General features: G+C 64.1%; 7 protein-coding genes. 1 reads left to right on the forward strand and 6 read right to left on the reverse strand.

Annotation, left to right across the window (positions count from 1 at the left end):
- From AC3EO7_RS37540 to AC3EO7_RS37560, 5 genes are all read right to left on the reverse strand, one after another.
- On the reverse strand, positions 1-525 hold a 525-nt coding region (locus tag AC3EO7_RS37540; RefSeq protein WP_435593846.1), incomplete at its 3' end, for an ATP phosphoribosyltransferase regulatory subunit.
- A 162-nt stretch (positions 526-687) separates the two neighbouring features.
- The gene (locus AC3EO7_RS37545) at positions 688-3,297 is read right to left on the reverse strand and encodes a valine--tRNA ligase (protein ID WP_435593851.1); all 2,610 of its coding nucleotides are present in this window, start codon (positions 3,295-3,297) and stop codon (positions 688-690) included.
- Positions 3,298-3,371: 74 nt separating this feature from the next.
- Entirely contained in the window at positions 3,372-4,307 is a 936-nt protein-coding gene (locus AC3EO7_RS37550) for a glycosyltransferase family 2 protein (RefSeq protein ID WP_435593847.1), read from the reverse strand.
- The gene (locus tag AC3EO7_RS37555) at positions 4,301-4,978 is read right to left on the reverse strand and encodes a class I SAM-dependent methyltransferase (protein WP_435593852.1); all 678 of its coding nucleotides are present in this window, start codon (positions 4,976-4,978) and stop codon (positions 4,301-4,303) included. Before AC3EO7_RS37555 ends, AC3EO7_RS37550 begins: the two co-directional genes overlap by 7 nt.
- A 21-nt stretch (positions 4,979-4,999) precedes the next feature.
- Positions 5,000-6,355: a Gfo/Idh/MocA family oxidoreductase gene (locus AC3EO7_RS37560; RefSeq protein WP_435593848.1), complete on the reverse strand. Its 1,356-nt coding sequence runs from the start codon at positions 6,353-6,355 to the stop codon at positions 5,000-5,002.
- A gap of 156 nt (positions 6,356-6,511) precedes the next feature.
- Here AC3EO7_RS37560 and AC3EO7_RS37565 point away from each other — a divergent pair, with 156 nt between their 5' ends.
- On the forward strand, positions 6,512-7,195 hold the full coding sequence (locus AC3EO7_RS37565; protein ID WP_435593849.1) for an HAD family hydrolase: 684 nt from the start codon (positions 6,512-6,514) through the stop codon (positions 7,193-7,195).
- Here the strand turns inward: AC3EO7_RS37565 and AC3EO7_RS37570 are convergent, their stop codons facing one another.
- Positions 7,196-8,557: a helix-turn-helix domain-containing protein gene (locus AC3EO7_RS37570; RefSeq protein ID WP_435593850.1), complete on the reverse strand. Its 1,362-nt coding sequence runs from the start codon at positions 8,555-8,557 to the stop codon at positions 7,196-7,198.
- Between the last annotated feature and the right edge of the window lie 515 nt (positions 8,558-9,072).

A 9,072-nucleotide genomic window follows, 5' to 3' on the forward strand; every position in this document is an offset into this window, starting at 1 on the left:
GCGGTTGTTGACGTAGAGGGTCCACTTAGGCAGGTTCAGCGCCGTCATCGTTTCGATGATGATGCGCGGCAGTTCGGCATCGAAGTGCAGCGGCACGCGGTCGACACCGATGACGTCGATGTCGCATTGGGTGAACTCGCGGAATCGGCCTTCCTGGGGGCGCTCGCCGCGCCAGGCTCGCTGAATCTGGTACCGCTTGAACGGAAATACCAGGTCGTTGAGGTGGGCAGCGACATAACGGGCGAAGGGGACGGTGAGGTCGAAGTGCAGGCCCAGCCGCGCGTCGCTGGCGTCGTTGGGGTCGGCCTGCAGCCGCCGCAGGGTGTATACCTCCTGGGAGGTCTCGCCCTTGGCTTGCAAGGTTTCCAACGCCTCGACCGAGGGGGTCTCGACCGATGCGAAGCCATAGCGTTCGAAGCAGGCCCTGATGGTGTCGAGCCAATGCAGTTCGACCATCCGGACCTCGGGCAACCACTCAGGGAAGCCACTGATCGTTCCAGATTTGACGATTTGCGGACGGCTCACAAAATATCCCTTCGGGATTGGCATGGCGGGGCGCCCAGATCGACTACCAGCAGCACCCGTTGACGATGCAAGATGTTACGTGGCTGTTCGCCGATACCTGGATCGCTGCAGGCGGGACCGCCAACGATCCGGCTCGGGACTCGTCGCGCGATACCTTGCCGTCTACGACACCGGCAGCGCGTCGAGCTGGTGTTGGAGCCTCTCGATATCGCGTTCGGCGCTTCGCTGCCGGGCGCGGATGCCGTCGATGACGTTGGCGGGTGCTTTGGCGAGGAATTGGTCGTTGCCGAGCTTCTTTGTGGTGCCGTCGAGCTCTTTTCGTGCCGCGGCGAGGTCTTTTTCCAGCCGTCGTCGTTCCGCGTCGACGTCGATCGCCTGGGTCAGATCGAGGCTCACCCTGCTTTCACCGAGAGGCAATGTCGCTGTGGCCGTGAACTTCTGAGTAGCTGGTTCGAGCCGCAGCAGCTGGCGGATTGCGGCCTCATGTTTTCCGAGGGCGGCGGTCAGTTCGAGTTCAGCCGGAACCGGCTTGGTCGGGGGCAGGCCTTGGTCGGAGCGGAAACGGCGAACCTCGGTGACGAGGTTTTGCAATGCGGTGATTTCGGATTCGGCCGCCGGGTCGTGGTAACCGGCGGCGGTGGGCCAGGTTGCGATGACGAGGGACTCGCCGCCGGTGAGTGTGGTCCACAGTTTTTCGGTCACGAAGGGCACGATGGGATGGAGCAGCCGGAGCAGTGTATCGAGGACATGGCCGAGGACGCGACGTGCCGAGTCGGCCGCGGCGCCGCCTGCGGCGTAGGTGGCCTTGGACAGTTCGAGGTACCAGTCGAATACCTCGTCCCAGGCGAAGTGGTAGAGCAGGTCGGCGATCTTGGCGAACTGGTAGTCCTCGAAGAGGGCATCGGTGTCGGCGATGATGGTGTCGAGCCGTGACAGGATCCAGTGATCTGCGGTGGTGAGGGCCTCGGGTTGGGGCAGCGGGCCGTTGGTGGTGGCTCCGTTGAGCAGGGCGAAGCGGGTGGCGTTCCAGATCTTGGTGGTGAAGTTGCGGGCGCCTTCGACGGATTCTTCGCTGATCGGTGCGTCGGTGCCTGGGTTGGCGGCGCGGGCGAGCGCGAACCGCAGGGCGTCGGTGCCGTAGGCGTCCATCCAGGTGATCGGGTCGACGACGTTGCCGAAGGACTTCGACATCTTCTTGCCGTACTTGTCGCGGACCATGCCGTGCAAAGCGATCACCGAGAAGGGCGATTGGCCGGTGGCGTAGAGACCGAACATCATCATCCGGGCGATCCAGAAGAACAGCAGGTCATCGCCGGTGAACAGGACCGAGTTCGGGTAGAACTTGGCCAGGCTGGTGGTTTGTTCGGGCCAGCCCATCGTGGAGAACGGCCACAGCGCCGAGGAGAACCAGGTGTCGAGGACATCAGGGTCCTGAGTCCATCCCTCCGGTGCCGTTTCGTCCGGGCCGACGCAGAGCACTTCACCGTCGGGGCCGTACCAGATCGGGATCCGGTGGCCCCACCACAGCTGCCGGGAGATGTTCCAGTCACGCAGGTTGTCGACCCAGTCGAAGTAGCGCGACGACAGCTCAGCGGGATGGATGGTGACGCTGCCGTCGCGGACGGCGTCGCCCGCGGCCTTCGCCAGTGGTGCGACCTTGACCCACCATTGCATCGACAGGCGTGGCTCGATGACGGTGCCGCAGCGTGAGCAGTGCCCGACCGCGTGGGTGTAGGGGCGCTTCTCGGCGACGATGCGTCCTTCGGCGCGCAATGCTTCCACGACCGCGCTGCGAGCCTCGAGCCGGTCCAAGCCCTGGAATGGACCATGCGCGGTGATGATCGCGCGCTCGTCCATCACAGTGATCGAGGGCAGGTTGTGGCGTTGCCCGATCTCGAAATCGTTAGGGTCATGAGCGGGGGTGACTTTGACCGCGCCGGTGCCGAACGCTGGGTCGACGTGGGTGTCGGCGACGACGCGGATGCGACGGTCGGTCAGGGGCAGTTTGATCTGGCGGCCGATGAGGTGGCCGTAGCGGTCGTCGTCGGGGTGCACGGCGACGGCGGTGTCGCCGAGCATGGTTTCGGCGCGGGTGGTCGCGACGACGATCGAGTCCTCACCCTCGCCGTAGCGGATGGAGATCAACTCGCCGTCGCGTTCTTTGTGGTCGACTTCGATGTCGGAGATCGCGGTGGTGCAGCGTGGGCACCAGTTGATGATGCGTTCGGCCCGGTAGATCAGTTCGTCGTCGTAGAGGCGTTTGAAGATGGTCTGGACCGCGCGGGACAAGCCTTCGTCCATGGTGAAGCGTTCGCGATCCCAGTCGACGCCGTCGCCGAGGCGGCGCATCTGATCGGAGATGGCGCCACCGGACTCGTTCTTCCACTGCCACACGCGCTGCTCGAAGGCGTCGCGGCCGAGGTCGTGGCGGGACAGCCCTTCCTTGGCCAGCTCGCGCTCGACGACGTTTTGGGTGGCGATGCCGGCGTGGTCCATGCCGGGCTGCCAGAGCGTCTCGAAGCCCTGCATGCGCTTGCGACGGGTCAGTGCATCGATTTGGGTGTGCTCGTAGGCGTGGCCCATGTGCAGGCGGCCGGTGACATTCGGTGGCGGGATGACCACGGTGTAGGCGGGTTTGTCGCTGGTCTCCTCAGCACGGAAGTAGCCGTTGTCTACCCACCGTACGTACAGCTCGCTCTCCAGCTCTACCGGTACGAAGGTCGTCGGCAGGGTCGCGGGGTCGATGCTGTTTCGGGAGTGGGGTTCGGTCACAGTCGCCCAGCATATTGCCTGAGCAGTGCTCCTTCGGCCGGTACCTGACGATGGCCCGGACCTGGATCGGGCGTTCACGGGATGCCTAACGAATCGGCGAGGCTGATCATGGTGGCGTGGCGCTGGCCTGCGACGGTGAGGGCCTGGTCCAGATCGGCGGCGGCCATGTGCAGCAGATCGGTCAACCGGTCCGGTTTGCGGGCGTACACCTCGGCGGCGAGCTCCGCGGCGCAGCGCTCGTCGTCGAGAACGGCACGGAAATAGTCGAGGTTCTTCTCGACCACGTGCCGGGTCATCTGCAATTCGCTGACCGAGCTGGTGGACACGCGAGGGAAGCGGGAGTGCACACGGTATTCGTGGTACGGGCCTGCGATGCAGGCGATGGCGTTAGTCGTCCCGCGTCGTTGCCGGGCAGCGAGCAGGTCGATGGCGAATGCCCAGTCCTGCCACTTGCGGATGCGCGGGTCGTAGCCGCCCGCGGCGAGGGCATCGGCGCGTCGATACACGATCGGCATCGGCGCGTGGTGTTTGCGCACCAGCAGTTCCTCGTGCAGCGGATAAGCAGAGATCGTGAGTCCGGTGAAGCCCTCGAACATCCGTGAATAGGTGTGCACGAACGCGATCTCGTAGCTGGAGTCGAGGAGCCGGATCGCTGGTTCGAGGTACCCGCCGCAGGCGAGCAGCTGCGGATCGGTGGCGAGGCGGTCGTCGCTGTCGAGCGGCAGGATGTAGTCGAATCTTGCCGCGTCGAGCCCGGCGTTGCGGGCGACCTGGGCGCCGAGGTTGTGCGCCAGCCGCACGACCCGCACCTCAGGTCGGTGGATCGTGGTTTCGATGGCAGCCAGCGTGGCAGCGTCATCACTGCCGTCATCGACCACGACGATCTCGAGTGGGCAGAAAAGCGGTTGGTGGACGACGGAGTCGATTGCTTCGGCGAGCAGCTCGCCGCCGCTGTTGTAGCAGGGAATGATGACACTGATGCCGAATCGGCTTTCCTGGTTGGTCAGCATGGTCTCGTCGCGGGGGCGCGGTGGGCGCAGACGGTAATTCTGTTGGCTTCGAAGTGGTTTCGTGTCGATTGCGCGTTGCGCAGCGTGTGCGGTTCGAGCGACATCTGCGTATTCCATCCGGCATAGAGGGTTTCGACGGTGTCGCGGAAGGTTGCAGCGGTGTAGGCGGCTTCAGCCTCGATGAGCACCCGGCGGCCTCGGCGGTCGGTGCGGTGAATATCGGTGAACACCTCCAGGAAGTGCGCTGCACCCCAGGGCGCCCGCTGGATGCATCTCATCAGCAGGTCACGCACCTGATCTTGGCGTAAGTAGTGCAGGACGTCCTTGGCAACGACGACATCGAAGTGTTGTGTCACCACGAAGTTCTCGATTCGCCCCTCGAGCAGCGTGATGCGCTGGGCCCACGGTGGGCATCCATCCAGACGGGACCGCAGGATCGTTGCAGGCACCTGGTCGATGGCGACAACGTCGAACCCCGTGCGCGCCAACGCGACTGTGTAGGTGCCCATCCCATACCCGAGGTCCAGCGCAGTGCCAGGAACGCGGTCGCCGATCGAATTCAGGAAGTGAGCGAACCGATCGGAGACCGGCGCGCTCAGACGCTCTGCGGACTGGGCGCCATCCGCAAGGGCGTGTCGGTAGAACTCGGTGACTTCACGTTGCGATCGCATGATGCACACGGGCGTGCCCCTTCAGAATCCGTCGATCTCTACGGTCTGGCCGGGGATTCGTAGCGACAGCGCCAACGCTTCGGTGACACGCATCGGCAGGAAATGCTCATGCAGTCGACTACGGGTCTCGGTGCCGCGCAACCAGTTCTGCATCAGCGCGCGGTTGCTGTCGCTATGGAACAGCCCGTCGAACGTCTCTCGCGACACGTACTCGTGGTCGGTGAGCAGTGAAGCGTTGGCGCGTGTCAGGACCTCGGCAACCGCACCGATCCTGTCGGCATCCGGGCTGCGGGGAACGTCATAGCAGGTGACATGCACCGAGTAGAGAGTCGACAGCTGCGCTTCCAGGTCCACGCTGGAAGTACGGCCGTTCTTGTTATAGACCCCGTCCGGGAAGGCTGTCCAATGCCGGATCGAAGGTGTGGTCTGCTCGAACGACAACGTGCCCAAGGTGATCGTGGTGTCGGTTTCGGCATCGACCAACCGGAAGGTCGAGGTGATATCCGTTTCCCCATAGCGGCGCGGCTCACGCGCGAGCACTACGCAACGGGAGTCTCCCCCGAGCATCTGCGTGGCGGGACGCGACAGTCTCTGCCACTGGTCGGCGGGATAGGCACCGAACGAGCACACCTGCAACCGCAGGCGGCGGTTGCCGAACAGCAGCTTGTTCAACGACAACACCTGCACGGCGAGGTCGATGTAATGATAGCTGCCATGCATCAGCATCCCGTACCCGTAACGGTAGGGGTGATCGTCGCGAGTGACGAATTCGTGTTCGAGGTTCCACACCCCACCGGCCGCACGCAGATGGAAGGAAGTGAGCGGAGATTGCCACTGCTGCAACCGTTCCCGCAGTGAGGCGATGACTCGATCGTTGTAGATGGAGTGGTATCGGCTCAACGTCATCACCGAATGCCGGGCTTGGCGGCGCGTGGCCGCCGCGATCAGCTCGCTCATGCTGGTTGAGATCAACGAGGGATCGAATCGGTCGCCGATCATCGGTGCCAGGACTGGCTTCTCGACCAAGGAATCGACCCCGTCCTCGACACATTGACGCAGGTACTGTTCGTGCGATCCGACCTCGGTGGCGATGTAGGCCTTCATCGGCAGGCCCGGCAACCGCAGCATGCCCAACGCCGAGCGAGCGGTGTCCCGCGCCCGCGCTTGGTTGCCGCGGTCGGAGGGTACGAAAACCTTCATCCGCGGTTGAGGATCGACGCCGACGAGACGCTGTTCAATCACTTCCCGTTCGGATTCCAGATCGATGACCGACCACGAATCCAGATGCCCGTCCTCGATCGCAGCCCGGATACACGGCATGTACTTGTTGCGGACAATCTCGTCGTACCCGATCACGACCAGCTGATGGATGCTCACCGGAACCCCTCCCGTCGCCTGTCGGCGGAGACCCGGTCCACCGACGATGCCTGTCGCTCAATCCCACCCAATGGGAGGTCCGGGATACAGCGGCCATTGGGCAGCCAGGGGATGTCCATCGGCGCCGATGGTGGACGGCCGCATATTGTGGCTTCCATGGCGATCGACGCGGTGTTCTTCGATGTAGGTGAGGTTCTGGTTGACGAAACCCGGGAGTACGGCACCTGGGCGGACTGGCTCGGGGTCCCCCGGCACACCTTTTCAGCCGCTTTCGGTGCCGTGATCGCTCAAGGTAGGGACTACCGCGAGACCTTCCAGATCTTCCGGCCGGGCTTCGATCTCACTGCTGAGCGGGAGCGTCGAGCTGAGGCGGGTCAGCCGGAGTGGTTCGGCGAGGACGACTTGTACCCGGACGTACGCCCGTGCCTGTCGGCGCTCCGTGCACAGGGCCTGACGGTCGGCATTGCAGGAAACCAGACCACTCGCGCCGAAGACATCCTTCGAAACTTGCAGCTACCGACCGACATCCTCGGCACCTCTGATAGCTGGGGCGCCAGCAAGCCCTCGTTGGCGTTTTTCGAGCGCTTGATCGCTGAAGCGGGAGTTGCTGCCGAGAGAATCCTTTACGTTGGCGACCGGGTCGACAATGATCTTCGCCCGGCCATCGAACTCGGTATCAACGCCGCCGTAATCCGCCGCGGGCCGTGGGGGCACATCCTGCGTGACGATACTGCGCACAAGATCTTGGGCACTGACATCGAGGGGCGCAGCCTCTTTCGCCTCGACAATCTCTCCGAGTTGCCTGATCTTGTGCGGAAGTACAACGAGCAAGAGAACTGATCACGAACCCGCAGCCAGCGGGCGTAGCTCGTTAGCCCGCTGTGCAAGCTCGGCACCGCCTCGGGTTCCGCTGAGGGCTCGCTGGACAGCCGGGATGCGTTCGTATGCGGTTCGGTAAAAGGTCGATTCCAGTTCCGCGCATGCCTGTTGCGCGATCGTTGCGGCGTGGTCGGCATCGGCCGCCGCGTGCGCTTCAGCCAAATCGAACAGCAGGACGCTGCGCTGTTTCTGAGCCTTTGGATCGAGCTGATTCAGAGCCGTCTGGAGCCAACGAGCCGCCGAGTCGTGATGTCCGGCGAGCAGTGCGACGTTCCCAGCGAATCCGGCCAGCCGCGTCGCGTCGAAGAAGTCCAAACGATCGGAGTCCGTGCCACCGGTGCCCAGAGAGTCCTCGGCTTGCCGGATTCTCTCTCTTGCCGAGGCCGCGTGACCAGTTCGTGCATGGATTTCTGCGGTAACGCAATGCAGCCACGAACGCAGAAGCGGCCCGCTGTCGTAACGCGCATGCGCATGTGCGACGTCGAGGAGCTGGCCAGCGGCTACGGAGTTCCCGACGAACCCGGGAAGGAAGGCACGGTGAGCTGCGATCATGGTGGCGAGCGCATGGTCGCCACACTGCGCGACAGCCGATTCGGCATACCCGAAGCACCGCTCGGCCAGCGGTGCATGCCCGAGATCGAAGAATGCCAATCGCGCCGATAATAGCGCGGTCTCGGCAACAGCCCCCGCGAGTTCGGCTCCGTCATGCAGGGTCTCAGGTGACGCCGCGAGCAGCTGAGTACCGAGCCGCAGGTGGCTCAGTGCAGCATCGAGCAACACCGTCGGTTCGCTAACCCAGTACATCTCGCGCTGAGTGGCGGTGATCGTGCGATACGCGGCGACCGCACGCGGGTCACGCCGTTTGCCTGGCTGATGCCACGCCGCTTCGGCTTCGCCGACCACTGTCGACGCAGCCAGCGGTGACAAGCCTGCCGCCAGCAGAGCGGTCAGAAACTGCTTTCGACCGAAGCCAGTTACTTCGTCGGCCATCAACAACCTCCTCAATTCATCGAGCATCTCAGGTCCTGGGTGGCCAAGTTCATCCGGGCGCATGGCCAGCTCCTCAGGGCTGAGCAGCCCGAGGTCGGCAGCAGGAAGTCCAAGCACCGAGACGAGATGCTTGCGGAATCGCGGCTCTGGCCATCGTTCCCCGGACTCCCACCGCCGAGCAGTATCCGCAGTCAGTCCAGTGTCGGTCTCGCCGTGCGCCTTCATGCTCAGCGCAATCTGGTTGACCAACTCTTCCCTACTCCAGCCCTTCTGCAGCCGCTGCCAGGTCAGCCGCTTGTTGGGTGGATAACGGCGCTTGCCTTTCGTGCTCATAAGCCCACATCCTCGGAATGCGTTCGGATCGGCACCGATCACCGACATTGCCAACGGTGACCGCGCCAGACCCGTGGCGGGCTGGCTGCACGTCGGCGGTGCCGTGGCGGGTACTTCCCAGTAGTCGCAGGCGGTGTCCTGGAACGTGAACCCGTTCACCGACATCCGAAGGACCCGAGCCGTGCCGATGACCGTTCCCCAACTCATACAGGGCCAGCCGACGCGTTTCCTGACGAGGACAGCGTCGGCGGAGTCCCGCCTGCGGCGACCTCGCTCGGATCAGCTGGGTGGGTTCGGTGGGCGCGCCGTCTCCTGTCAGGGGGTTTTGAGGTGACGGAGCGGCAGGCGTTGGCTCGTGCTCGGACGATCGTGTTGTTCAGTGCTGGCGCGGCCCAGGGCCGTCGTGTGGCGGCCGAGGCACGGCAGGCGACGGTGTCCCGTCTTCGTGTGGCGCCGGAGCCGGGTGGGCGTCACCGGAGGGAGTTTCAATGATCGTGTCAAGCCGCAGCGCTGGT

This window comes from Nocardia sp. bgisy118 (assembly GCF_057708605.1).

Excerpts from the sequence above, each read along its gene's own strand:
- AC3EO7_RS37550 (WP_435593847.1), bottom strand. The coding sequence starts at position 4,307 with ATGCTGACCAACCAGGAAAGCCGATTCGGCATCAGTGTCATCATTCCC.
- AC3EO7_RS37555 (WP_435593852.1), bottom strand. The coding sequence starts at position 4,978 with ATGCGATCGCAACGTGAAGTCACCGAGTTCTACCGACACGCCCTTGCG.
- AC3EO7_RS37570 (WP_435593850.1), bottom strand. The coding sequence starts at position 8,557 with ATGAGCACGAAAGGCAAGCGCCGTTATCCACCCAACAAGCGGCTGACC.
- AC3EO7_RS37565 (WP_435593849.1), top strand. The coding sequence starts at position 6,512 with ATGGCGATCGACGCGGTGTTCTTCGATGTAGGTGAGGTTCTGGTTGAC.